Origin of the sequence: Parasphingomonas zepuensis (genome assembly GCF_036663735.1) — a bacterium.
Classification (GTDB): domain Bacteria; phylum Pseudomonadota; class Alphaproteobacteria; order Sphingomonadales; family Sphingomonadaceae; genus Sphingomonas.
On the sequence record NZ_JAXOJO010000077.1, the window covers coordinates 1 to 1,080 of the forward strand.

1 protein-coding gene is annotated in these 1,080 nt (G+C 62.2%); it reads right to left on the minus strand.

Annotation, left to right across the window (positions count from 1 at the left end; translation table 11 throughout):
- On the minus strand, positions 1 to 1,075 hold a 1,075-nt coding region (locus tag U1769_RS25375), incomplete at its 3' end, for a M2 family metallopeptidase (protein ID WP_332720925.1).
- Between the last annotated feature and the right edge of the window lie 5 nt (positions 1,076 to 1,080).

Genomic DNA, 1,080 nt, shown 5'->3' on the forward strand with positions numbered 1-1,080 from the left:
CATTATCCAGATTCCATGCCGATGCATGACACTGAACCTCGCGATCCGCCGGTTTTACGAACTGCGATCGTTTCCAGAAGGTGTCGGGCATCGGTGCCAGCCCCAGCGACGAGTAGAACCCCTCACCTGCCCTTACCATCTTGATCGCGTCGTACTTCTTCGCGACCAGCAGTTCGCCGACATCATATCCGACATCGCCCGCGCCCTTGGGCGCGACGACATCATAGATGTTGCCCCATTCCTGCGCCCACATGTTGCCGAGCAGGTCGGCACGGATCGGACCGGTCTTGCTCTGGACTGCATCGCCGTACTTCTCGTTCAACTTCCAGCGGGTATAGGTGTGCAGCGCTTCATATAGCGGCTTCACTTCGTTCCAGAGCTTGTCGGTTAGCTTGGCGAATTCCTCCGGCGGCATGTCGTAATTCGACCGCCACATGGCGCCAGTGTCCTTATAGCCAAGCTCGCGCGAACCCTCGTTCAGCAGGCCCGCCGCTCGCTGGTAATCGGCACGTTGCGGCGCGCCGACATTGTCGTGCCAGCTCGTCCACATCTCCTTCAGCTCAGTGGGATTGCGGTTCGTCCCCATCGCCGCCTCGATGTCACTGCCGTTCGTAGGCACACCCTTCAGCGTCCCCTTGCCGGTGCCATAGACGGTCTGCATGTCGGTCTGCAGCTTCGACAGTGCCGTTGCCGCGCCCGCCCGCGTCGGCGCGGGCGAGGTGATCCCGGAACGCAGGATGCCCAGCTGGCGCGCGGTATCGGGCGACAGCCCCTTCACCTTGTCATATTTCGCCGCCTCTAGCGCGAAGCGGACCAGCATCTCAGTCCCTTCCGCTCCGCTCTTGGCGACCAAAGCGGACGTATCGTCGTTGATGTACGTCGCGTACAACCACTGGATCCGCGCATCGTCCACCGAGAACGCCTCGGCCTCCTTGGTCGCGCGCTCCAGGAAAGCGTCCGCCGCCGCTGGGGTCGCCACACCCGAAGGTGCGACGTCCTTCTTCGCCGTCTGTGCGTAAACTGGCGCGGCAAGGAGCATCGCCAGCGCAATCGTCGAAATACCCGTGCGGATCATCGAAG